General features: G+C 66.7%; 21 protein-coding genes. 12 read left to right on the top strand and 9 right to left on the bottom strand.

Annotated features, from left to right (window positions below):
- Together F3J15_RS15235 and F3J15_RS15230 are read right to left on the bottom strand one after the other, a co-directional pair.
- A partial coding sequence (locus F3J15_RS15235; protein ID WP_345891962.1) for an SH3 domain-containing protein occupies positions 1-508 on the bottom strand: 508 nt, incomplete at its 3' end.
- Between the two features lie 33 nt (positions 509-541).
- Entirely contained in the window at positions 542-979 is a 438-nt protein-coding gene (locus F3J15_RS15230; protein ID WP_089447480.1) for a hypothetical protein, read from the bottom strand.
- A 298-nt stretch (positions 980-1,277) separates the two neighbouring features.
- On the opposite strand from F3J15_RS15230, the gene F3J15_RS15225 reads away from it, so the two are divergent.
- Both F3J15_RS15225 and F3J15_RS15220 read left to right on the top strand, forming a co-directional pair.
- Positions 1,278-2,813: a sigma-70 family RNA polymerase sigma factor gene (locus tag F3J15_RS15225; protein ID WP_166892120.1), complete on the top strand. Its 1,536-nt coding sequence runs from the start codon at positions 1,278-1,280 to the stop codon at positions 2,811-2,813.
- A gap of 181 nt (positions 2,814-2,994) precedes the next feature.
- On the top strand, positions 2,995-3,897 hold the full coding sequence (locus F3J15_RS15220) for a helix-hairpin-helix domain-containing protein (protein WP_069251328.1): 903 nt from the start codon (positions 2,995-2,997) through the stop codon (positions 3,895-3,897).
- Position 3,898: 1 nt separating this feature from the next.
- On the opposite strand, the gene F3J15_RS15215 is transcribed toward F3J15_RS15220, so the two are convergent.
- Positions 3,899-4,624, bottom strand: coding sequence for a hypothetical protein (locus F3J15_RS15215; RefSeq protein ID WP_166892117.1), 726 nt, complete (start codon positions 4,622-4,624; stop codon positions 3,899-3,901).
- 116 nt (positions 4,625-4,740) lie between these two features.
- On the bottom strand, positions 4,741-5,166 hold the full coding sequence (locus tag F3J15_RS15210; RefSeq protein WP_166892114.1) for a helix-turn-helix domain-containing protein: 426 nt from the start codon (positions 5,164-5,166) through the stop codon (positions 4,741-4,743).
- A 140-nt stretch (positions 5,167-5,306) separates the two neighbouring features.
- Between F3J15_RS15210 and F3J15_RS15205 the strand changes: the two genes are divergently transcribed.
- Positions 5,307-5,804, top strand: a complete 498-nt coding sequence (locus F3J15_RS15205; protein WP_166892110.1) for a DUF2938 domain-containing protein — start codon at positions 5,307-5,309, stop codon at positions 5,802-5,804.
- Between the two features lie 241 nt (positions 5,805-6,045).
- Here the strand turns inward: F3J15_RS15205 and F3J15_RS15200 are convergent, their stop codons facing one another.
- The gene (locus tag F3J15_RS15200) at positions 6,046-6,486 is read right to left on the bottom strand and encodes a MarR family transcriptional regulator (protein WP_047850156.1); all 441 of its coding nucleotides are present in this window, start codon (positions 6,484-6,486) and stop codon (positions 6,046-6,048) included.
- A 122-nt stretch (positions 6,487-6,608) separates the two neighbouring features.
- Between F3J15_RS15200 and F3J15_RS15195 the strand changes: the two genes are divergently transcribed.
- A complete protein-coding gene (locus F3J15_RS15195) occupies positions 6,609-8,138 on the top strand; it encodes a DHA2 family efflux MFS transporter permease subunit (protein ID WP_166892107.1) in 1,530 nt (509 codons plus the stop codon).
- 41 nt (positions 8,139-8,179) lie between these two features.
- Here F3J15_RS15195 and F3J15_RS15190 read toward each other — a convergent pair whose 3' ends face one another.
- Complete coding sequence (locus F3J15_RS15190; RefSeq protein ID WP_069251323.1) at positions 8,180-9,694, bottom strand: acetyl-CoA hydrolase/transferase family protein; 1,515 nt, start codon at positions 9,692-9,694, stop codon at positions 8,180-8,182.
- Positions 9,695-10,346: 652 nt separating this feature from the next.
- Between F3J15_RS15190 and F3J15_RS15185 the strand changes: the two genes are divergently transcribed.
- From F3J15_RS15185 to F3J15_RS15150, 8 genes are all read left to right on the top strand, one after another.
- Positions 10,347-11,045: a CDP-alcohol phosphatidyltransferase family protein gene (locus F3J15_RS15185; protein ID WP_089442772.1), complete on the top strand. Its 699-nt coding sequence runs from the start codon at positions 10,347-10,349 to the stop codon at positions 11,043-11,045.
- Positions 11,042-11,851 (top strand): 2OG-Fe(II) oxygenase, encoded by an 810-nt coding sequence (locus tag F3J15_RS15180; protein ID WP_069251321.1) that lies wholly within the window; start codon positions 11,042-11,044, stop codon positions 11,849-11,851. Before F3J15_RS15185 ends, F3J15_RS15180 begins: the two co-directional genes overlap by 4 nt.
- Positions 11,848-12,849 carry an HpnL family protein gene (locus F3J15_RS15175; protein WP_166892104.1) on the top strand — a complete coding sequence of 334 codons (1,002 nt, stop codon included), beginning with the start codon at positions 11,848-11,850 and terminating at the stop codon, positions 12,847-12,849. Before F3J15_RS15180 ends, F3J15_RS15175 begins: the two co-directional genes overlap by 4 nt.
- Positions 12,850-12,885: 36 nt before the next feature.
- Positions 12,886-13,653, top strand: a complete 768-nt coding sequence (locus F3J15_RS15170) for a phosphocholine cytidylyltransferase family protein (RefSeq protein WP_166892101.1) — start codon at positions 12,886-12,888, stop codon at positions 13,651-13,653.
- Positions 13,650-15,335 carry a phosphoenolpyruvate mutase gene (gene aepX / locus F3J15_RS15165; protein WP_089432528.1) on the top strand — a complete coding sequence of 562 codons (1,686 nt, stop codon included), beginning with the start codon at positions 13,650-13,652 and terminating at the stop codon, positions 15,333-15,335. The genes F3J15_RS15170 and aepX overlap by 4 nt, the downstream gene beginning before the upstream one ends.
- The gene (gene aepY, locus F3J15_RS15160; RefSeq protein WP_166892098.1) at positions 15,332-16,513 is read left to right on the top strand and encodes a phosphonopyruvate decarboxylase; all 1,182 of its coding nucleotides are present in this window, start codon (positions 15,332-15,334) and stop codon (positions 16,511-16,513) included. Before aepX ends, aepY begins: the two co-directional genes overlap by 4 nt.
- A complete protein-coding gene (locus F3J15_RS15155) occupies positions 16,513-17,577 on the top strand; it encodes a 2-aminoethylphosphonate aminotransferase (protein ID WP_166892095.1) in 1,065 nt (354 codons plus the stop codon). Before aepY ends, F3J15_RS15155 begins: the two co-directional genes overlap by 1 nt.
- 635 nt (positions 17,578-18,212) lie before the next feature.
- Entirely contained in the window at positions 18,213-19,304 is a 1,092-nt protein-coding gene (locus F3J15_RS15150; protein ID WP_240158796.1) for a branched-chain amino acid ABC transporter substrate-binding protein, read from the top strand.
- Positions 19,305-19,399: 95 nt separating this feature from the next.
- Here the strand turns inward: F3J15_RS15150 and F3J15_RS15145 are convergent, their stop codons facing one another.
- Genes F3J15_RS15145 through F3J15_RS15135 form a run of 3 tightly spaced genes read right to left on the bottom strand, consistent with a single transcriptional unit; the run spans position 19,400 to position 21,682 of the window.
- Positions 19,400-20,329 carry an asparaginase domain-containing protein gene (locus tag F3J15_RS15145; RefSeq protein WP_166892090.1) on the bottom strand — a complete coding sequence of 310 codons (930 nt, stop codon included), beginning with the start codon at positions 20,327-20,329 and terminating at the stop codon, positions 19,400-19,402.
- Positions 20,330-20,339: 10 nt separating this feature from the next.
- Positions 20,340-21,485 (bottom strand): threonine synthase, encoded by a 1,146-nt coding sequence (locus F3J15_RS15140; RefSeq protein ID WP_166892088.1) that lies wholly within the window; start codon positions 21,483-21,485, stop codon positions 20,340-20,342.
- Positions 21,482-21,682 (bottom strand): PIN domain nuclease, encoded by a 201-nt coding sequence (locus F3J15_RS15135; RefSeq protein ID WP_166892085.1) that lies wholly within the window; start codon positions 21,680-21,682, stop codon positions 21,482-21,484. The genes F3J15_RS15140 and F3J15_RS15135 overlap by 4 nt, the downstream gene beginning before the upstream one ends.
- Positions 21,683-21,757 lie beyond the last annotated feature (75 nt).

Genomic DNA, 21,757 nt, shown 5'->3' with positions numbered 1-21,757 from the left:
CATGCACGGGGGGCGGTCCGCCCGGTGCGGCCTGCGGCGGCCCGCCCGGTTGCGGGCGCCCCTGTCCCGGCGGCACGCCGCCCGGGCCGAGCCGCGGTTCCGCGCGGTGTTCCCACCGATCGCGGTCGTGGAACCACGGCCGGTGACGGTAGTGGCGATCCCAGTACGCCCCGATCGCGAACCCCGTGATCGGCACGCCGATGATCGCGCCATATTCGAGCAGCGGCGCGTAACCGCCCTGGTACGGATAGTCGATCAGTTGCGCGTCGATCCAGCCGCGCACGCCCGGCAGCGCGACGTCGCACCACGTGTAGTCGCTCAGGCAGCCGAACACGTCCAGCGCGGTGCCCGGCGGAATCTGCGCGACGACCGGATAGTCGGGCGCAGGCCCGGCGAACAGTTCGGCCGGCGAATTCGTGTAGCCGGTGCTCTGTGCCTGTGTAATACCTGGCGCAGCCGCCAGGCCGAGCAGGACGACGCACAGGCTTCGGACAATCGTGTTCCTCATGATGCTCTCCCGCACGGTGCCGCCGCGCGCCGGTCAATGCCGATGCCCGCCCCAGCCGCCACCCCAGTGGCCGCCGCCCCACGGACGATGCCCGTACCCGCCGCGTCCACGCCAGCCGCCGCCCCATCCGCCCCAGAAGCCGACCGAGATCGCCGGTGCGCCCCAGCCGTACCAGCCCGGGTAATACGCGGGGGCATAGTACGGATACGGATAGGGATACGGCGGCGGATAGGCCGGCGCGACATAGACGGGAGCCGGGTCGACCACCGGCGGCGCGACCGCCGCCGCAGCCGAGCCCGGCGCAGTGGTGCCCGGTGCAGCCGGCGTGACGGGGATCTCGCGCTGCGTCAGCGTGGCCGGCGCCGGTGCATAGTACGGAGCATAGCCATACGGACTCGTGTAATAACAGCCGCCGAAGGTCAGGGTCGTCAATGCAAATACCGCACACCTCGCAGCAGGAATCGGGGTCATGTGTTGCTCCGGCAGAATCCGCGCGTCGCCGCCGGGCGCGCGCCTGACTCTAGCTTACGTCCCCTGCAGATTTCCGCTCGGTATGATCAGTTACTTTTTGTTTCCTGCACCGGACGGGCGCGCGGGCACGCCGCGTGCTGGCACGTTTGCCGCGCTCGCGTTGAAGTTCGCGCAAATGCCCTCAACTTGAACGATGTCAGGCTGGCCGGCGCGGACGAGGGTTCGCGAGCAACCGGCGGCCCGAAACCAGCGGACTTCGGCCCGCCCAGACAGGAACGCGGCTCACGCCGCCATCGACATGACTACGCCACGGCCCACTCCCCGGGCGGACACGCCGCTCGATCCGATCATCCAGTTGCTGGCGCTCGCCGGCGAACAGGGTTATCTGACCCACGCCGACCTCGTCGACGCGCTGCCGCCCGAAAGCGACAGTCCCGACGCGCTCGACGTCGTGCGCGCCGCGCTCGCCGACATCGGCATCGCCGTGCTCGACGAGCCGGCCGCGCCTGCGCCGTTCGCCGGTTCGGCGCCTGTCGACGTCGATCGCGATGCGCTGGACGAAGGCCGCGCGATGCTCGGCGACCTCGCACGCGGCACGAGCGCATCGACCGATCCGCTCGCCCTCTACATGCGCCGCATGCAGGCGGTGCCGCTGCTCACGCGCGAAGGCGAAATCGTGCTGGCGCGCGAGATCGAGACGGGTCGCCACCAGATCCTGCACGCGCTCGCCGGCTATCCGGCGGCGGTCGACGCGCTGCTTGCACGTCATCGCGCAACGGCTTCGACCAGCGCAGCCGGATCGTCCGACGACGACGCCGGCGACACGCCTGCGCCGGCCAGCTACGACGCGCTGCAGGCGGCCGTCGCAGCCTTGCGCGGCGCGTTGCACGCGCAGGGCTTCCGTTCGGCCGAATACCGTGACGCACGCAACCACGTCGCCGCCCTGCTCGGCTCGATCACGTGGGTCGCACCGGCCGTCGACGACGCGAGCGGCGTCGTGCGCACGCTCGTGTCCGCGCCGCATGGCGCCACGGCGGGCGAAGCCGCCTGCTTCGACACGGTCGCGCGACGGGCGCTCGCCGCAGCGCTTGCCGACGGCCAGCAGAAAGTGCGCGACGCCACGCGCGCGATGCTCGAGGCGAACCTGCGGCTCGTGCTGTCGATCGCGCGCAAGTACATGAACCGCGGCGTCGACCTGCCCGATCTCGTGCAGGACGGCAGCCTCGGCCTGATGCGCGCGATCGAGAAATTCGAATACCGGCGCGGGTTCAAGTTCTCGACCTATGCGACCTGGTGGATCCGCCAGGCGATCGCGCGCGCGGTCGCGGATCGCGCCCGCACGATCCGCGTACCCGTGCACGTCGGCGACCAGTACCAGCGGGTACAGCGGCATGCGCTGCGTTTTCGGCAGCGCATGGGCCGCCGGGCGACGCCGGCCGACCTCGCGGCCGAAACCGGCCTCGACGAGGACAAGCTGCGCGCGGTGCTCGCGCTGCCTGCCGAGCCCGTGTCGCTCGACGCGCCGCTGCCCGACGCCGACACCGGCCTCGTCGAGCTGATCGAGGACCAGGCGTCGGCCAGCCCGTTCGAGCAACTGGCCGACACCCGCATGCGCGAATGCGTGAGGTCGCTGCTCCGGTCGGTCACGCCGGCCGAGGCCGACGTGCTGCGCCGGCGGTTCGGCCTCGGCGGCGCCGAGCCCGATACCTACGACGCGATCGCGCAGGACGCGGGCATGTCGCGCGAACGGGTGCGGCAGATCGAGAAACGGGCGCTCGCCGCGTTGCGCACGGCCGCCGAGGCCGAAAATGCGCAATCGTTCCTCGACGCGTGACCGCGTCACGCGACGCACGGTCGTGCCGCTTTCCGGCACGACCGTGCGCTTCGAACCTGTGCTACGTTTGCCATTGACGTGCGTCAAGTTTTCTTCATCGCGTGTCGTGACAATGATGAAAAGCCGACCGGCGCATCTTTAGCCGTGTCCATTCCGTTTGTGCGTCCCCAGGTCCCTCGCCATGCAGATGACCGTCAGCCAAACGTTTGAGGAAAACCGGCATATCGCGGCCTGCCTGCGCGAGGCGGCGCAGCGGCTGGCTGACCAGGGCGCGAATCCGTACCGGGTCGCAGCATACCGCGCATCGGCGGAGACGGTCGACGCGCTCGACCTCGACATCCGCACCCTGTTCGAGTCCGGCGGCGTCGATGCGCTCGGGATGCTGCCCGAAGTCGGCACGGGCGTCGCCCAGGCAATTGCCGAGCTGCTGGTGACGGGGCGCTGGCGCCAGCTCGACCGGCTGTGCGGCGACGCCGAACGCACGTCCGCGTTCGAAGCAGTGCCGGGCATCGGCCACGCGCTCGCGCTGCGCATTCACGACCTGCTGCACATCGATACGCTCGAGGAACTCGAACGCGCGGCCCGCAACGGCCAGCTCGAAACGATCTCGGGCGTCGGCCCGCGGCGCGCGGCCGGCATCCGCACCGCGCTCGACGACGTGCTGAGCCGCCGCCGGCGCTGGCAGGGCCACGTGCAGGACGCCGGTCGCGGCACCGAGCCGCCCGTCGAACTGCTGCTCTACATCGACCGCCTGTACCGCAACAAGGCCGCCGCGGGCGTGTTGCCGACGCCTGGCGTCGTGCAACGCGTCACCGCGCATCGGCGCCCGAATGCGGACGACACCGTGCCGCTGCCCGTGATGCACATGACCAAGGGCGGCTGGCATTTCACCGCGCTGTGCCTGCACGCCGCGATGCGCACGCCGGAGGCGTCCCGCCCGACAGACTGGGTGTCGCTCTATTTCTACGACGCCCTGCAACGCGAGCATCAGCGCACCGTCTTCACCGAAACGTACGGCTCGCTCGCCGGCAAGCGCATCGTGCGCGGGCGCGAGCAGGAATGCCGCGTGTATTACGCGGGATAAATCAGTCGTCGCCGATCTCGTCGACGTCGAACGGGACGTCGAGCACCGACGCAATCTGGCGAAAGGCCTGGTTGAGCGAGCGGGAATGGCGGCTGGCACGGTTCACCCCGAGATCGAACCCGGTCGAATACGCGTTGTAATCGGTCCTGTGCTCCCGCTTCGGCACGTCGAACCAGAACGTCACCATGTAGTCGCCGTTCCAGCGAACCGGCATCACGTGCGTGAGTCGCAATCTCGTGATTGCGCCGTGGCGGAACCGGAAGCTGTCGTCGCCGACGCGAAACCCCGACCACGCACCGTCGTTCGACACGAACACGGTCAGCGTTTCGTCCGGCGGCGCGGCGGGCAAGCCGTCTGCCGGGGCGAGGTCGGCCGTCGACACCATCGCCGCGCCCGAACCGTCGCGCCCCGACTCGACATCCACGTACGCTTCGATCGCCTGCTTCGCCTTGTCGTAGAAACGGCGCGTGACCTCGGGCCGCCCGGTGTCGGCAATCAGCACCAGTTGCTTGAATCGGGCATGCTCTCCGTATCGAAGCGGCATATCAGGCGTGTCATCGGGCCCGTCAACCGGTTCGTCGTCCAGACTATCGGTCTGTACCGCCGGTGAGGTCGCCACAGGCGGTTCAACACCCCCGCGCCGCCGTGTCACCCAATCCATTCCCAACGCCAACAGCACGGGCGGCGTCACCATCACGACGGCCACCGTCGCGAGCCCGGCGAGCACCCCGTAATGCGGCGCGACCCTCGATGCCGCATACGCGGCAGGAAACACAAGCAAAATCCACACGCTGCAACCCCGTTGTTCCTGTTTGCGATGTCTGGCACCGAACGACTCGCCGCCTACCCACCTTCCGCCTTCGTGCGGCGCGCCGGATGGCGATGCGCGGCAATGCGCAGCAGCTTCTGGAACGACGGGCATTCGAGATGGTTCGATGCCGGGCACACGGCCGCATGCCGCAACGCATCGCGCACGGCGCCGAGACGGCGAATCGTGCGGTCGAGTTCGTCGGCCTTGCCGTCGAGCTTCGCGCGATCGATCGCAGGCAGGCCGTCCGTGCCGACCATCGCGAGGATGTCGTCGAGCGAAAAACCGGCCTCGCGGCCCAGTGCGATCAGCGCCAGGCGCTCCAGCACCGACTCGTCGTATTGCCGCCGCAGCCCGTGGCGGCCGGTCGGGACGATCAGCCCTTTTTCCTCGTAGTAGCGCAGCGTCGACGCGGGCAGTCCCGAGCGTCGCGCCACCTCTGCAATGTCCAGCCGGCTCATGCTTGACCTCAAGTGAACTTGAAGTTGCAAGATAGTCGTTCGACGCCATGAAGACAAGCCCGGATCGCCATGAAACCGCTGAAACCATGCTGTATTCCGCTGCACCGCGCAGCCTTTGCCCTGCTCCGCGGAGGGTCGCGATGAGCCTGCCCGACGTCCTGCTCAACCTGTTGCTGATCGGCGCGGGCGCCACGCTCGTGATGGATCTATGGACGCTGTTCCGGCGGCGTGCATTCGGCATTCCGTCGCTCGACTACGCGCTGGTCGGCCGCTGGATCGGTCACATGATGCAAGGCCGGTTCCGGCACGTGTCGATCGGTGCCGCGGCACCCGTGCCGGGCGAACGCGCGCTCGGCTGGATTGCGCATTACGCGATCGGCATCGCGTTCGCGGCGCTGCCCGTCGCGATCGCGGGCCCGGAATGGATCGGCACGCCGACCCCGCTCCCCGCGCTCGTCGCCGGCCTCGCCAGCGTGGTCGCGCCGTTCTTCGTGATGCAGCCTGCGTTCGGCTTCGGCATCGCGGCGTCGCGCACGCCTAACCCGGGCGTCGCGCGGCGGCGCAGTCTCATCACGCATCTGTCGTACGGGGTGGGGCTTTATCTGGCGGCGTTCACGCTCGCGGCGCTGGCCCGTTGAGTACATCGACTCGGCAAGACCGTAACGGGTAGCGTCGGTTCAACCGAGCCAACGTCGACACCCATGCAAGCGCTTCGTCGAGCACGACGGGCGCATCGTCATGTGCCGGCCGGACGAAGGCCGCGCCGGGTACCGCGATGACAACGCCGCATGTCGGCATGCGGGCAAACGCGGCGTGATCGCGTGCTGCCACCCGGTGTTTTCAAGTCGTTCATCCGGCCCGCCCGCATGGCGGGCCACATCACTCCCCGCCGCAATCGATCAGGTTGTGGCGCACGCGCCCGAGCAGCCGCACCAGCGTATCGCGCTCGTCGGGCGTGAAGCCGCGCAGCCCATCGTCGGCGACGGTGTCACCCACCTCGAGCATCTGCGGAAAGATCTCGCGCGACTTGTCGGTCAGCCGGATCACGAATGCGCGGCGATCGTCGTCGTTCGCGATGCGCTCGATCCAGCCATAGCTTTCCATGCGGTCGAGCAACCGCGTGAGCGAGATCGGCGCGATCTCGAGCCATTCGGCGAGGCGCGCCTGATTCATCTCGCCCTTCCACGTCAGGTACGCGAGCACGCGGCTTTGCGCCCGTGTCAGCCCGATCCGCTTCGCGCGCCGGTCGAACAGGCGTCCGTTCAGGCGGGCGACATCGGCGATCAGATAGCCGATCCGGTTCTCGTAAGTCTTGTCCATGCGGCGATTATAGGGGTCAAGCCGGCCCTGCCTCGGCGATAAGCGGATATATAATAAGCGTGCTTATAATTCCAGCCATACCGGATCGCCGCTCACGGCGACCGCCCCGTGGAGACACCCGCTTGAACCCCGCCGCCGACGCCCCCGCCTCGCCCGCCCTGAACCGGCCGATGCTGACCTTGTCGATCATGCTCGCCACGCTGATCCAGACCCTCGACAGCACGATCGCGAACGTCGCGCTGCCGCACATGCAGGGCACGCTGTCCGCGTCGCAGGACGAGATCACGTGGGTGCTGACCTCCTATATCGTCGCGGCGGCGATCGCGACGCCGCTCACCGGCTGGCTGTCCGACCGGCTCAGCGTGAAGCGGCTGTTGATCGTGTCGATCGCGGGCTTCACGGTCGCGTCGGCGCTGTGCGGGCTGTCCGAGACGCTCGTGCAGATCGTCGGCGCGCGTCTGCTGCAGGGCGTGTTCGGCGCCGCGCTGGTGCCGCTGTCGCAGTCGATCCTGCTCGACATCAATCCGCGCGAGAAACAAGGCCAGGCGATGGCGATCTGGGGAATGGGCGTGATGGTTGGCCCGATCCTCGGCCCGACGCTCGGCGGCTGGCTCACCGACAGCTACAACTGGCGCTGGGTGTTCTTCATCAACGTGCCGATCGGCGCGTTCGCGCTCGCCGGCGTGATGACCTTCCTGCCCGCACGCGCGCCGCGCCCGCATGTGAAGTTCGACGCATTCGGCTTCGCGACGCTGGCGCTCGCGATCGGCGCGTTCCAGGCGATGCTCGACCGCGGCGAACAACTCGACTGGTTCGGCGCGTACGAGATCCGCATCGAGGCGATCGTCGCGGCGCTCAGCTTCGCGTTCTTCCTCGTGCATACGGCGACCGTCGGCAAGGCGTCGTTCTTCAAGTCGGAACTGCTGCGCGACCCGAACTTCGCGACGGGCACGCTGTTCATTTTCGTGGTCGGCGCGGTGCTGTACGCGACACGCGCGCTGCTGCCGCCGATGCTGCAGAACCTGATGGGCTACCCGGTCGCGACGACGGGCCTCGTCACCGCGCCAAGCGGCGCCGGCACGATGATCGCGATGCTGTTCGTCGGCAGGCTGCTGAAATATGTGGATGCGCGGATGCTGCTGCTTGCGGGACTGTCGATTTCCGCGCTCGCGCTGTGGCAGATGATGCAGTACACGGTCGTGCTGTCCGAAGCGGACATCGTGTGGCCGGGCGTGGTGCAGGGCTTCGGGCTGGGGCTCGTGTTCGTGCCGCTGAGCGCGCTGTCGTTCTCGACGCTGCCGCCCGACCTGCGTGCGGACGGCACGGCCACCTACAGCCTGATGCGCAACATCGGCAGCAGTATCGGCATCTCGATCGTGCAGACGCTGATGACGCGCAACACGCAGGTCGCCCATGCCGACCTCGCGACCCACATCACGCCGTTCAACCCGGCCGTGCAGGCGATGGCCGGCAGCCGCCTCGACATCGCGCTGCTCGACGGCACGATCAACCAGCAGGCGTCGATGATCGCGTACCTGAACGACTTCAAGCTGATGTTCGTCGCGACGCTGCTGATGATTCCGCTGTTGCTGCTGATCCGCCCGCCACAGAAAGCGGCGAGCGTGGAGATCGCGCACGCGGCGATGGATTGACGGGCGCACGCAGAGCGCGCGCCCGCTTGCTTCGCTCCGCGTCAGGCCTTCATCGTGCCCGTGCGCACATAGCGCTCGTGCCACGACAGCGCCTCGGCGAGCAGGTGCGGCGTATGCTTGCCGAAGCTTTCGCGCGACGCGCGCTCGAAGTAATCCTCGAGCATCGGCCGGTAGTCGGGATGCGCGCAGGTCGCGATGACCTTGCGTGCGCGCTGCTTCGGCGACAGGCCGCGCAAGTCCGCGAGGCCCTGCTCGGTGACGACCACCGCGACGTCGTGCTCGGTGTGATCGACGTGGCTCGCCATCGGCACGATCCGCGAGATCGCGCCGCCCTTCGCGGTGCTCGCCGACATGAAGCACGACAGGTAGCCGTTGCGCGCGAAGTCGCCCGAGCCGCCGATGCCGTTCTGGATCTTCGTGCCCATCACGTGCGTCGAGTTCACGTTGCCGTAGATGTCGGCCTCGATCATCCCGTTCATCGCGATGCAGCCGAGCCGGCGCACGAGTTCCGGATGGTTGCTGATCTCCTGCGGGCGCAGCACGATCTTCTCGCGGAACGTCGCGATTTCGTCGGCGAAGCGCTGCACGGCGGCCGGGCTCAGCGACAGCGCGGTGGCCGACGCGAAGTCCAGCGTGCCGTCCTGGAGCAGGTCGAGCATGCCGTCCTGGATCACTTCGGTGTACGCGGTCAGGTGCGAGAAGCCGGCCGAGCTGAGTTCCGCGAGCACCGCGTTCGTGATGTTGCCGACACCCGACTGCAGCGGCAGCAGGTTCTCCGGCAGGCGGCCGCGCTTCACTTCGTGACGCAGGAAGTCGATCAGTTGCAGCGCGATCTGCTTCGACGTCGCGTCCGGCGCGGAGAACGCGTTGCTGCGGTCCGGCGCATCCGTCTCGACGATCGCGACGATCTTGTCGGCCGGGCAGCGCAGGTACGGCTCGCCGATCCGGTCGTCGCTCTTCGTCAGCGGAATCGGCTTGCGGTGCGGCGGCAGCGCGGTGCCGTAATAGACGTCGTGCATCCCGTCGAGGCCGAGCGGCTGGCGCGAGTTGACTTCGAGGATCACGTGCTTCGCGCGTTCGAGCCAGGTCTTGTTGTTGCCGATCGACGCGGACGGAATCAGCAGCCCGTCCTCGCGGATGCCCGCGACTTCGACGATCGCGACATCGAGATCGCCGTACAGCCCGAACCATGCGTACTGCGCGACGTGGCTCAGGTGGACGTCCTGGTAGTCGACTTCGCCGCCGTTGATCTTGTCGCGCAACGTCGGGTCGGACTGGTACGGCAGGCGCATCGAGATGCCGTTGGTGCGGGCGAGCGCGCCGTCGAGTTCCGGCGCGGTCGACGCGCCCGTCAGCACGTTGATCCGGAAGTCCTCGCCGCGCGTGTGCGCCGCGTCGATGTGGGCGGCAAGCGCGGCCGGGACGGCCTTCGGATAGCCGGAGCCCGTGAAGCCGCTCATGGCGACGGTCATGCCGGGACGGATCAGCGCGGCGGCTTCGTCGGCGGTGCGGACGAGCGAACGCAGGGCGGGAGCGAGGATGCGTGATGAAGACATGGCTGGTTTCTGACGCTTGGGTCTGTCGTTGACGTCGCGGGGGGTGTCTCCTGAGCGACATGAAGCCCTTGGGGCCGCGAGGGGCGGCCGGCACCACAGGCACGGTCGCAGTATCGCAGAGGCAATCGCCGCGAAATGTCCGCTAAATGCAAAAGATCCTTGCCGGATTTGCCGGGTATCGAACGACCGTTCTGTGACAGGCGCACCGTTTAAATCGGATGCACACGAAAGGTGCGCGAAAGCATCGGACAGAAAGACGGTCACCGATCGACAACTCACGCGTATCAATCGACGAATTTCAACGGCAATTTATCGCCTGCGGATCGACAATGATCGACGCCCGTCCGGCGCGGCCAATTGTCACCCGATGCGGCTTGTCCCGACCTGACTCACGTCAAGCTAGCACGCGCCGCGCGACGCGCATCGGGAAGCGCGAAAAGCACCGCCGCACAGGCCTGTGAGGCCCGTCCGTCCTTGACAGTCGCGCGACGCGAACCACACTGGAATACGGATGCCGCAGCCTCGTCTGGCCGCCCTTTCGCGCACGCGCTTTTCGGCCGGCCGATCGCCGCAAGACGCGGTAACACTCCCTCATGTCAGGACATTGATCGAATAAAAAGCACCAAATTACAATTCCGTATATATTTCGCCGATGGACCAAAGAAAAACCGCCACACGTTCCGAACCGCCCCTGCCACGCACCTGGGATGCGCGGCTGGCGCGCTCGCTTGTCCGACCGCTCGTCGACACGCCTGTCACCCCGAATCACCTCACTACCGTTCGCCTGCTGATCGGCCTCGCCGGCGCCTGGTGCCTCGCGCACGGCGGCTTCGGCTGGAGCAATGCAGGCGCGTTCCTGATCGTGCTGTCGAACTTCGTCGACCACACCGATGGCGAGCTCGCGCGCATCAGCGGGAAATCCAGCAAGATCGGTCATTTTTACGACCTCGCGGCAGACGCGCTCGTCACGGTCGCGCTGTTCGTCAGCATGGGCGTCGGCATCGTCGCCCAGGGTGGCCAGATGGCCGCGTCGCCGGTGCTGCTCGGCGCGGTGGCCGGCGCGGCCGTCGCACTGATCTTCTTCCTGCGCATGCGGATCGAATCGTTCGCCGGCAAGGCCGGCACCAAGCAGGCATTCGCCGGCGGCTTCGAGACCGAAGACGTGCTGTACCTGCTGCCGCTCGTCACGCTGTTCGACGGCGTCGAGCCGTTCCTGCTCGCGGCGTCGATCGGCGCCCCGCTGTTCGCCGCGTGGGTCGTGTTCGACTGGTGGCGCATCGTCCGGCGCGGCAACCTCCCGCAGAACCCGGCCGCTGCGCAGAACCCAACCGAAATCCAGGCTTCCAAATGACTCCTAGCACGCGCGACGATTCCGTGCTGAGCCCGGCACGCCCCGCGCCCGTGCGCGCGGCCGCAGCCGACCCCGATCGCACCGTGGCCGACCGCGTCGGCCAGCTCGACCTCGACCGCCTGCGCGGCGACTACACGCGCCAGGGCTCGTTCCTTTATCTCGACACCTTCCTGCCGGCCGACGCGCACGCGAAGCTGGCCGACGCCGCCCGCGCGATGCAGGCCGGCCTGAACCGCAATTACCTGCCCGGCCACAAGCAGGGCGGCAGCGTGAGCCGCCATACGATCGACGAGCAGGCACCGTACATCGCCGAGCTGTATCGCTCGAAGGCGCTGATCTCGTTCCTCGAGAAAGTCACGGGCGACAAGCTGATGCTGTCGCCGGACGACGATCCGCACGCGTACGCGCTGTATTACTACACGAAGCCCGGCGACCACATCGGCTGGCACTACGACACGTCGTACTACGACGGCCGCCGCTACACGCTGCTGATCGGCGTGATCGACGAATCGTCGTGCCGGCTCGACTACGAGCTGCACACGCGCAATCCGGACGTGGCCGACGAACCGGGCTCCGTCCAGATCGCCGACGGCGGCATCGTGCTGTTCGACGGCGACAAGCTGCGCCACCGCATCACGCCGCTCGGCCAGAACGAGATGCGTGTGTCGCTCACCTTCGAATACGTGACGAACCCCGGCATGCGGCCGTGGAAGCGCTTCATCTCGAACATGAAGGACGCGATCGCGTATTTCGGTTTCCGCCAGGTGTTCAAGCAACTGGCGACGCGACGCACGAGCGGGTCATGACACGCGCGGGCCTCATCCTGCTGTCCCTCGGGACCGCACTCTTCATCGCACTGCTGGCCTGGCAGGGCGTCGGCGCCGTGGCGTCCACGTTCCTCGCGGCCGGCTGGGGGCTCGCGCTCGTCGCGGCGTTCCACATCGTGCCGCTCGCGATCGACGCGGTCGCGATCTCCGTGATGTTCCGCCGCGGGCAGCCGGGCGCCGAACTCGGCAACGCGCTGCGCGCGCGCTGGGTCGGCGAATCGGTGAACAGCCTGCTGCCCGCCGGGCAGATCGGCGGCCCCGTGCTGATGGTGCGCCACCTCGCGCAGCGCGGCACGCGGATGGCCGACGCGGCGGCAGCCGTCACGGTCAGCACGACGATGCAGGCGCTCGCGCAGATGGCGTTCGCGCTGATCGGCATCGCCGCGTTCAGCCTGTATGCGACGCACGAATCGGTTGCGTATCTGCGCACGCCCGCGCTGATCGCCACCGGCGTGCTCGGCGCCCTCGCCATCGCGTTCTATGCGGCGCAGCGGCGCGGACTGTTCGGCCGCGGCCTGCGCCTCGCGTCGAAGCTGCTCGGCCCGCGCGACTGGTCGTCGCTGGCCACCCGCGCCGACGCGATCGACGATGCGGTCGGTGCGCTGTACCGCGATCGTGCGAAGGTCGCGAAGACGTTCGCATTGAGTCTCGTCGGCTGGATCGTCGGCACCGCGGAAGTGTGGCTCGCGCTGCACTTCCTCGGGCATCCGGTGAGCTGGCTCGACGCGCTGCTGCTCGAGAGTGTCGGCCAGGCCATTCGTGGCGCAGCCTTCGCGATCCCGGGCTCGCTCGGCGCGCAGGAAGGCGGCTACCTGCTCCTCGCGCCGCTGGTCGGACTGCCACCCGACGCGGCGCTCGCGCTGTCGCTTGCGAAACGCGCGCGCGAACTCGCGCTCGGCCTGCCCGGCCTGCTCTATCTGCATTTCAGTGAAAGAAACTGGCAGCGGCGCCGTGCGCCGCAGCCGCTCGCCGACTGATCGTTCAGATCCGCCGGCTTTTTGGTTGGAGAACCCATGCGAGCCATCATTCTTGCGGCAGGCCTCGGCTTGCGCCTGCAACAACCGCCCGAGGCGCAGTTCCCGAAGTGCCTGCTGCGCTTCGACGACGTGTCGCTGCTCGAGCGCCATCTGCGCGTACTCGATGCCGCGGGCGTCGACGAGATCGTGCTTGGGCTCGGCTTCCAGCACGAGAAGGTCGAGCAGGAATTGAAGCGCCTCGGCCGCCAGGCCGAGATCGTGATCAACGACCGCTACGACCTCGGCAGCGTGCTGACCGTGCATACCGTCGCCGATGCGATGACGCGCGGCGGCGACGTGCTGCTGATGGACGCCGACGTGCTGTATGACGAGAACATCCTGCACGCGCTGGTGGCCGATGCCGACAAGGCGGTCGACCGCCTGCTGATCGATCGCGACTTCGAAGCCGGCGACGAGCCCGTCAAGCTGTGCCTGAAGAACGGCGTGCCGGTCGAGCTGCGCAAGCAGCTCGCGGTCGACCTCGACTACGACACGATCGGCGAATCGGTCGGCTTCTTCCGCTTCACCGAAGGTACCGCGCGCCGCCTCGCGACGATCGTCGCGGGCTACGTCGACAGCGGCCGCGCGAACATGCCGCACGAAGAAGCCGTGCGCGACCTGCTGCTCGAAGGCGGTCACTCGTTCGACGTCGCCGACGTCACCGGCTCGCCGTGGATCGAGATCGACTTCCCGAACGACGTCGCTCGCGCCACGCAAGAAATCCTCCCCCTGATTCAACGCACCACCGCAGGAGTCGCACGATGAACGCACGCGAACCCAATTTCACCGAATCGCGCAGCGCACGCCTGCGCCGCATGCTCGTCAGCAGCGACCTCGAATTCCTGATGGAAGCGCACAACGGCCTGTCCGCGCGGATCGTCCGCGAAGCCGGCTTCAAGGGCATCTGGGCATCGGGCCTCGCGATCTCCGCGCAGTTCGGCGTGCGTGACAACAACGAGGCGAGCTGGACCCAGGTCGTCGACGTGCTCGAATTCATGGCCGACGCGAGCGACCTGCCGATCCTGCTCGACGGCGACACCGGCTACGGCAACTTCAACAACGTGCGCCGCCTCGTGAAGAAGCTCGAGCAGCGCGGCATCGCCGGCGTCTGTATCGAGGACAAGCAGTTCCCGAAGACCAACAGCTTCATCGGCGGCGAGCGCCAGCCGCTCGCTGAAATCGACGAGTTCTGCGGCAAGATCAAGGCCGGCAAGGATTCGCAGACCGACCCCGACTTCTCGATCGTCGCGCGTGTCGAAGCGCTGATCGCCGGCTGGGGGATGGACGAGGCGCTGCGCCGCGCGAACGCGTACGCGGAAGCCGGTGCCGACGCGATCCTGATCCACAGCAAGCTGTCGCGTCCGGACGAGATCCTGCAGTTCGCGCGTGAATGGAGCGGCAAGGCGCCGCTCGTGATCGTGCCGACCAAGTACTACAGCACGCCGACCGACGTGTTCCGCCAGGCCGGCATCAGCACCGTGATCTGGGCGAACCATCTGATCCGCGCGTCGGCCTCCGCGATGCAGGCGACCGCACGCGAGATCCACGAGAGCGAAACGCTGATCAACGTCGAAGACCGCGTTGCATCGGTCAACGAGATCTTCCGCCTGCAGGACGCCGACGAGTACTCGGCGGCCGAGCGTATCTACCTGTCGTCGTCGTCGCGCGCGTCGAATGCGGCGATCGTGCTCGCCGCGAGCCGCGGCAAGGGCCTCGAAGCCGTGACCGAAGACAAGCCGAAGGTCATGCTGCCGGTCGCCGGCAAGCCGCTGCTGCGCTGGCTCGTCGACGGCTTCAAGACGCACGGCGTGAACGACATCACCGTGGTCGGCGGCTATCGCGCCGATGCGATCGACACGTCGGGCATCAAGCTCGTCGTCAACGAGCGCCATGCACAGACGGGCGAACTCGCATCGCTCGCCTGCGCAGCCGACCGCCTGACCGGCGACACCGTGATCTCGTACGGCGACCTGCTGTTCCGCAGCTACATCGTGCGCGACCTCGCGGAGAGCGAGGCCGAATTCAGCGTGGTGGTCGATTCGTCGCTCACCGAGACCAACCAGAGCGTGCGCGACTTCGCACTCTGCTCGGCCGAGGACGATCGCGGCCTGTTCGGCCAGAAGACGTACCTGCAACGCGTATCGAGCGACGTCGCCGCAGGCACGCCGCACGGCCGCTGGATCGGCCTGCTGAACGTGCGCGGCGCCGGTGTCGACCGCCTGAAGGCGATGCTCGCGACACTGCAGGCGCGTCCTGATTTCGACACGCTCGACATCCCGTCGCTGCTCAACGAACTGATCGCCGCCGGCGAGAAGATCGAGGTGCAGTACGTGCACGGCCACTGGCGCGGCGTCAACGACCTCGAAGATTTCCGCCGCGCGGGCGACTTCGCGCACGGCCAGACGCCGCTGTCCGAACCGGGTGCCGGCAACGGGGGCGCGCAATGATCGAAGCGGCCCAGTTCGTCGAGGCCGCGCGCGAGCGCGGTTTCGACTGGTACGCGGGCGTGCCCTGCTCGTACCTGACGCCGTTCATCAATTACGTGCTGCAGGACCCGACGCTGAATTACGTGTCGGCCGCGAACGAAGGCGACGCGGTCGCGCTGATCGCGGGCGCGACGCTCGGCGGCAAGCGCGGGATCGCGATGATGCAGAACTCGGGGCTCGGCAACGCGGTGAGCCCGCTCACGTCGCTCACGTGGACATTCCGCCTGCCGCAACTGCTGATCGTCACGTGGCGCGGCCAGCCGGGCGTGGCCGACGAGCCGCAGCACGCGTTGATGGGCCCGATCACGCCCGCGATGCTCGACACGATGGAGATCCCGTGGGAGACGTTCCCGACCGACCCCGAACAGGTCGGCCCGGCACTCGACCGCGCGATCGCGCACATGGACGCGACGGGCCGCCCGTACGCGCTCGTGATGCAGAAAGGCAGCGTCGCACCGTATGAGCTGAAGGCCAACCCGGCCACGAAGCCGCGTGCGCATGTCGCCGCGCAAGCGTCGTCGCGCGCTGCGTCGGCCGACGCGTGGCCAACCCGCCAGGACGCGCTGCAGCGCGTGATCGCGCACACGCCGGTCGATTCGACCGTCGTGCTCGCGTCGACCGGCTTCTGCGGCCGCGAACTCTATGCGATCGACGATCGCCCGAACCAGTTGTATATGGTCGGCTCGATGGGCTGCGTGACGCCGCTCGCGCTCGGTCTCGCGCTCGCGCGCCCCGATCTGCGCGTGGTCGCGGTCGACGGCGACGGCGCCGCGCTGATGCGCATGGGCGTGTTCGCGACGCTCGGCACCTACGGCCCCGCCAACCTCACGCACGTGCTGCTCGACAACGGCGCGCACGAATCGACGGGCGGCCAGGCCACGGTATCGCAGCATGTGTCATTCGCGGGCGTGGCTGCCGCGTGCGGGTATGCGTCGGCGGTCGAAGGCGATACGCTTGACGTGCTCGATACGGCACTGGCCGCGCCGGCCGACGGTACGCAGTTCGTGCGGCTCGCGATCCGCACCGGCGTGCCCGACGGCCTGCCCCGCCCGACCGTTACGCCGGTCGAGGTCAAGACCCGTCTGATGCGGCACATCGGCGCCGCGCAGACCGAAGCCCACGTTGAAGGAGCCCATTGATGCTGCTGCTGAACCCCGGCCCGGTCACGCTCACCGAACGCGTGCGCCGCAGCCTGCTGCAACCCGATCTGTGCCATCGCGAAAGCGAATTCTTCGATCTGCAGGATGAGGCACGTGCGCGTCTCGTCGCTGCGTATGAACTCGATCCGGCTGAGTGGGCCGCCGTGCTGATGACCGGTTCGGGCACGGCCGCTGTCGAAAGCATGATCGCGGCGCTCGTGCCGAAAGACGGCAAGCTGCTCGTGATCGAGAATGGTGTTTATGGCGAGCGGATCACGCAGATCGCGACGCAGTATGGGATCGCTCATGACGTGCTGAAGCACGAGTGGATGCAGGCGCCCGATCTCGCGCAGATTGGTGCGAAGCTCGACGCGGGCGGTTACTCGCATGTCGCCGTGATTCATCACGAAACCACGACGGGCCGCTTGAACGACCTCGGCTCGATCGCGGAAGTCTGCCGTTCGCGTGGCGTGAAGATGCTCGTCGATGGCGTCAGCAGCTTTGGTGCGGAAGCGATCGACTTCGCCGGCGGCGACATCGACGCCGTTGCCGCGACCGCGAACAAGTGCCTGCACGGCGTGCCGGGCGCAGCGTTCGTGATCGTGCGCCGCAGCGCGCTCGCGAAGGCCGCAAGCCGTACGTACTACCTCGACCTCGGCCGTCTCGCGAAGCTGCAGGACCAGCGCAATACGCCGTTCACGCCTTCCGTGCACGCGTATTACGCGCTTGTCGAGGCACTGCGCGAATTTGACGAAGCCGGCGGCTGGCGTGCGCGGCATGCGCATTACAAGGCGCTGGCTGATCAGGCGCAAGCCGGGCTTGCGGCGCGCGGGATGCCGCTGGTGTTGCCGGAAGGTGAATCGTCGGTTGTGCTGCGTGCGTATCGGTTGCCGCAAGGTGTGACGTACGAGACGCTGCATGACGGGCTGAAGGCGCGTGGCTTCGTGATCTACGCGGGGCAAGGCGGGTTGTCGAAGGAACTGTTCCGGATCTCGACGATGGGCGCGATTCAGACGGCTGATGTCGAGCGGTTGCTGGAGGGATTTACGGCGTTGACGCGGTAAGCGTTGTCCGTGTCTTCATCTACGAAAAGGCCCGCAAGGGCCTTTTTTGTTGTTCGCGATGCACCGGGGCACGCTGAACAACCCATCGGCGACGTTTGGCTGACAGCGGCGGCTGGTTGTTGCATCGACCGGCTGACTCCGTCGCCCCACATCGGCCGCTCGTACTTGGCGGTCTGAGTGGCTGCTTCGGGGTCTTCGAGACTTCGCGTCATCCCGGTCGCATTCAGTCCCGAGATGCCGATAGCCGTGCGCACTGCTGGCGCGGCAACTTCACATATCACGCCAGTAAGTCGTTCAGCCTCTGGTCGATGCAAGCTAGAGACTACGCGTTTACCCCTACAATACATTTTATTTAATTCTAGATAATCTTTCTAGAACGAGGAGTCCATGGGACAGGCGGACCGCTGACGGGCGATCGGGCTCCCGATCCAAACGCTATGCAATGCTAATCAGTTTGCCCTCTGGTGATGGGCTGCTCTGACGAATACTCACATTTGAAATGTCGCCGATGTCGTGACTTCGATAGGAGACGCCGTATGCATTTTTCAACAGCAACCCAGTTCCACAAGAGGCTCAAGCATATGAAACTTCAACTCAAACCCATCGACGCCGCGCTGACGCTCGCCTGCGTTGCCATGGTCTACGGTCAAGCCGCGCTCGCCGACGTGATCGTGAAGATCGGCAGCGCCGAACCGCTGACCGGCAACATTGCACACATGGGTCAGGATGCGGCCGATGGCGCCAAGCTCGCCGCCCAGCAGATCAACAAGGCCGGCAATCTGGTCATCGGCGGCCAGAAGGTCGTCCTGGAGATCGAATCGCTGGACGACCAGGCCGACCCCAGGATCGGTACGAATGTCGCGCAGAAGCTGGTCGACGACGGCGTCGTGGCCGTGATCGGCCACCTGAACTCCGGCGTGTCCATCCCCGCGTCCAAGATCTACCGCGACAACGGCGTCACCCAGATCACGCCGGGCTCCACCAACCCGCAGTACACGCTGCAAGGCTACAAGACCGCCTTCCGCGTGATCGGCACCGACGCCCAGCAGGGCCCCGCCCTCGCGAAGTACGCGAAGAACCAGAAGGTCAAGACGGTCGCCATCGTCGACGACGCCACGGCCTACGGCCAGGGTCTCGCGGATCAGTTCGAGAAGACCGCCAAGGCAGAAGGCATCCAGGTGCTGTCGCGCGATGCGACCAACGACAAGGCCACCGACTTCAAGGCCATCCTGACCAAGATCAAGGCCGAGCGCCCCGATGCCATCATGTACGGCGGCGAAGACGCTACCGGCGGCCCCTTCGCCAAGCAGGCCAAGCAACTGGCCCTCCGCGCGAGGATCCTGGCGGGCGACGGCGTCTGCACGACCGACCTGGCCCGGCTGGCCGGCGACGCCGCCGACAATCTGGTCTGTTCGGTCGCGGGCGGCGATTTGTCCGCGATGGCGGGCAGCGCCGCGTTCGCCAAGGAACTGAAGGCCGTGTACGGCCACGATCCGGTGGTCTACTCGCCGGTTGCATACAGCGCCGTCTACGTGATCGTCGATGCGATGAAACGCTCCAACTCGGTCACGCGCGCCGGCATCCTGTCCGCCATGCCCACGACCAATCTGAACACGCTGATTGGCAATATCCGGTTCGACGAGCATGGCGACCTGACGAACAGCACCATCTCGCTCTACAAATACGTGAAAGGCAAGCGGACCCTGCTGGAGGTCGAGAAGATGTGATCGAAGCGGGGCTGACGCGGGAGCCACCCGGCCCCCGCGCCGGCACCGCACCGGCTGGATCTTTGCTGAACGCGTTGAATAGCCGCGTCCGCTGATCAGCGCCCGGCCTGTCCGCTGCGATTGGCGCGACCCAGTTCGGCTATGAGTCGAATGCGCGCCTTCGATGCGTTCAGACCGTCGTAACCTGCCGTGGTCAGGCCGAGGTTGTGGGCGCGATCATAGGCATACTTGGTGACGGCTGGATTGACCCGGAAACCATGGGCGCAGCGTGTCGACAGCACGACGGGGATATGCATCGCGGCTTCGCCCAGAAGTCTCTCTGACTGCGCCGAGAACCCCCCTGCGCCCTTGCCCGCCACGACAATACCGTCGAGTTCGGAGATATCCGGGAAGCCCACGAGCGCCCCGAAGGTCTCCATGACGATCGCCACGCAGGCGCCGAGGTCGGATACATCGAGTTCCGCGTAACTGTCGTCAACGGCGCCCGAACCTGTGAGCGTGACAATGTCGGCCTCGATGGAGCCGCGGATCGCCGTTTCCGGTCCGAAGGGCTGAATGGCCTGCGGCCATACCTTGACGATCGAGACCGGATCGAAAATCCGTCCCGCGAAGGCCACGAGGGCGCTCGCACCCTTCGGCATGGCGCGTGCCAGATTTGCAGCATCCGCCAGATTGCGCGGACCATCGGCATTGGCATTGCCGCCGGGGATCGCCGCGCCGGTCAAAACGACCGGCCTGTCACGATCAAAAAGCAGCGCGGCAGCATAGGCGACATCTTCCATTGCGTCGGTGCCGCAACACATGACGAAGGCTTCGCTCCCGCGATCCTGCCGCATGACGTCACGCGCCCGGCACATTGACGCGAAAGTCAGATCGCAGCTATCGACAGGATCGATGTCATGCCCGATCCAGTCTGCCTGACCGCTCAAGGCGATCAGATCGCGTGCCAATAAACGCTCGATCGTCCCATCACTTTGGTAGCTTTCCGTGATGGTCCCGCCGCAATTCAGGAGTCCGATTTTCATGAAGGGGCCTTTATACCGGCGTGTCGCCAATTCGCGAGTACATATCCGCGATGGCTTCGGCGTTCTTGATACCCGTGCCCGTCAGCAGGACAACCGTTTCCTCTCGCGCCCGAATCGCCCCAAGCTGGACGAGTCGGTCAAATCCTGCAACCGCAGTGGCCGAAGTCAGCTCCGGCAGAAGGCCCAGTCGCGCAATCCGCCTGAGCGCTTCGACGATGGCTTCTTCTTCCACGGCCACGGTCGTGCCGCCCGTCCCTCGGACGGCGTTGACCACTTGCGCCAGCCGCAGAGGATGGGCGATGGCCGTCCCCTCGGAGACCGTCTTTCGAACCTCGCGCGGAACGGGTGTCGTGACGCCCGCCTGGAAGCTGGCATCGATAGGAGAGCAGTTCAATGGCTGGCAAACGAAGAGCCTCGGCATTTTGTGAATCTGACCCGCGCGCATCAGTTCCGAGAACGCCAGATAACAGCCGAGTACATTACTGCCCGCGCCTGCGGGCATGACGATGTTGTCCGGCGCCTGGAAGTTGAGGTCTTCCCAGATCTCGTAACCGATCGACTTGGTGCCTTCGAGGAAAAATGGCTGCCAATTGTGGCTGGCGTAAAAGATGCTCGCGGACTGCCGGACGGCTTCGTCCTCACACGCCTGTCGAGGCCCATCGACCAGTTGTACCTCTGCGCCATAGGCGCGCATCTGGGCGATCTTCGCGGGCGACGCGTAGGCGGGCGCCAGAATTTTCACGCGCATCGCGCCTGCCGCGCCATACGCCGCCACCGACGCGCCGCCGTTGCCCGAACTGTCCTCCAGAACGGACGCGATACCCTGTTGCCGTAACATCGAGAGCATCACCGTCGTGCCGCGATCCTTGAAGCTGCTGGTGGGGCTGAACCACTCCAGTTTGAAATGCGGCCGGTGGTCGCCCCACGTCTTCTGGATCAATGGGGTGCACCCTTCCCCCATGGAGATGGGGGACACGATCTCGACCGGAAGCGACGCGCGATAGCGCCATTGGGAGCGCAAGCGTCGGTCGATGTCGTCCCGGGAAATGCCAGCCAGCGGCGAGATCAGGAGCGGCCTGCGGTCGTCCGAACACCACCGAGGCACGTCCAAAGGATAGGTGGCGCCGCTGAGCGGCTCGACATAGTGCGATTTCACGTTTTCCGACTCCGCTTTGGTACATACCCGTTCGCTGCAGAAACAAGGCGATCATGGCTATGACGTTGGGGGGTGAAACACGCGGCCCGCGCGCGTCCGTGCAGTTCGAACGCCTCGCGCATCACCTCGATCACGTCGCCCGGCATGAGCCATGGATCGACGACGGGCTCGTCGACGAGCACCCGCTTCTTCGGCATGCTCGGTCCAGTGGGTTTCCTTGGCATGCCGGGTAGTTTGGCCGTTGCTAGACACTTTGTCAAACTCAAAACAAT

Origin of the sequence: Burkholderia sp. Ap-955 (assembly GCF_011753045.1) — a bacterium.
Classification (GTDB): domain Bacteria; phylum Pseudomonadota; class Gammaproteobacteria; order Burkholderiales; family Burkholderiaceae; genus Burkholderia; species Burkholderia lata_D.
This window is presented reverse-complemented; position numbering and strand designations above follow the sequence as displayed.

What these genes read in the sequence shown, in the direction of transcription:
- F3J15_RS15175 (WP_166892104.1), top strand. Translation starts at nt 11,848, where the DNA reads ATGACACGCGCGGGCCTCATCCTGCTGTCCCTCGGGACCGCACTCTTC.
- F3J15_RS15185 (WP_089442772.1), top strand. Translation starts at nt 10,347, where the DNA reads ATGGACCAAAGAAAAACCGCCACACGTTCCGAACCGCCCCTGCCACGC.
- F3J15_RS15170 (WP_166892101.1), top strand. Translation starts at nt 12,886, where the DNA reads ATGCGAGCCATCATTCTTGCGGCAGGCCTCGGCTTGCGCCTGCAACAA.
- F3J15_RS15135 (WP_166892085.1), bottom strand. Translation starts at nt 21,682, where the DNA reads ATGCCGAAGAAGCGGGTGCTCGTCGACGAGCCCGTCGTCGATCCATGG.
- aepY (WP_166892098.1), top strand. Translation starts at nt 15,332, where the DNA reads ATGATCGAAGCGGCCCAGTTCGTCGAGGCCGCGCGCGAGCGCGGTTTC.
- aepX (WP_089432528.1), top strand. Translation starts at nt 13,650, where the DNA reads ATGAACGCACGCGAACCCAATTTCACCGAATCGCGCAGCGCACGCCTG.
- F3J15_RS15220 (WP_069251328.1), top strand. Translation starts at nt 2,995, where the DNA reads ATGCAGATGACCGTCAGCCAAACGTTTGAGGAAAACCGGCATATCGCG.
- F3J15_RS15210 (WP_166892114.1), bottom strand. Translation starts at nt 5,166, where the DNA reads ATGAGCCGGCTGGACATTGCAGAGGTGGCGCGACGCTCGGGACTGCCC.
- F3J15_RS15180 (WP_069251321.1), top strand. Translation starts at nt 11,042, where the DNA reads ATGACTCCTAGCACGCGCGACGATTCCGTGCTGAGCCCGGCACGCCCC.
- F3J15_RS15230 (WP_089447480.1), bottom strand. Translation starts at nt 979, where the DNA reads ATGACCCCGATTCCTGCTGCGAGGTGTGCGGTATTTGCATTGACGACC.
- F3J15_RS15225 (WP_166892120.1), top strand. Translation starts at nt 1,278, where the DNA reads ATGACTACGCCACGGCCCACTCCCCGGGCGGACACGCCGCTCGATCCG.
- F3J15_RS15150 (WP_240158796.1), top strand. Translation starts at nt 18,213, where the DNA reads ATGGTCTACGGTCAAGCCGCGCTCGCCGACGTGATCGTGAAGATCGGC.
- F3J15_RS15155 (WP_166892095.1), top strand. Translation starts at nt 16,513, where the DNA reads ATGCTGCTGCTGAACCCCGGCCCGGTCACGCTCACCGAACGCGTGCGC.
- F3J15_RS15145 (WP_166892090.1), bottom strand. Translation starts at nt 20,329, where the DNA reads ATGAAAATCGGACTCCTGAATTGCGGCGGGACCATCACGGAAAGCTAC.
- F3J15_RS15205 (WP_166892110.1), top strand. Translation starts at nt 5,307, where the DNA reads ATGAGCCTGCCCGACGTCCTGCTCAACCTGTTGCTGATCGGCGCGGGC.
- F3J15_RS15200 (WP_047850156.1), bottom strand. Translation starts at nt 6,486, where the DNA reads ATGGACAAGACTTACGAGAACCGGATCGGCTATCTGATCGCCGATGTC.
- F3J15_RS15190 (WP_069251323.1), bottom strand. Translation starts at nt 9,694, where the DNA reads ATGTCTTCATCACGCATCCTCGCTCCCGCCCTGCGTTCGCTCGTCCGC.